Source organism: Thermus sp. FJN-A (assembly GCF_054655095.1).
The window spans coordinates 1-514 of sequence record NZ_BAAHSC010000045.1 but is presented as its reverse complement, the minus strand read 5'-3'; the positions used below and the strand labels follow the sequence as shown (position 1 = coordinate 514).

Below are 514 nucleotides of genomic sequence, written 5' to 3'. Positions count from 1 at the left end.
CGTAAGCCCCCACCTGCAGGAGGTGCTCCGGGTAGACCCGGGAGGAGGTCTTCAGGTCCACCACCACGAGCCTGTCCCCAAAGCGGGCCACCAGGTCCACCCGCCCGGCGTAGCGGTGCTCCGGGTGGAAGACCGCCTCCTCGGAGCGCAGGAGCCTGCCCCCGTTCCCGTCCCACCAGTCCGCCAGGCGCCGGGCCATCCCCCGGAGGGGCTCCTCCTCGGGGAGGGGAGGCCTGTCCCCCTTGAAGTGGGCCTCCGCCCAGGCGTGGAGGTCGGTGCCCCGCCCCGCGGCGCTCCGGGCGGCCCTGTGGTGGGCCTCGGCGGCCTCCTTCAGGATGCGGTCCACCTCTTTCTCCGTGAGGACCAGCCCCGGGACCAGGTTTTCCTGGAGGTACTCCACCACCTGGCGCACGGCCCAGTCCTGAAGGTTCTTGTTCAGGCGCCCCGTGACCTCCGTGACCGAGGGGACCCTCTCCCACCTCTCCCCGTCCCGGGAGACCTCGTAGCCGCCCCC

1 protein-coding gene is annotated in these 514 nt (G+C 72.6%); it reads right to left on the bottom strand.

What is annotated here, in order from left to right; all coding sequences use genetic code 11:
- Positions 1-514: PD-(D/E)XK nuclease family protein (locus ACYQ0J_RS00220; RefSeq protein WP_460170228.1), on the bottom strand; the 514-nt coding region annotated here is incomplete at both ends.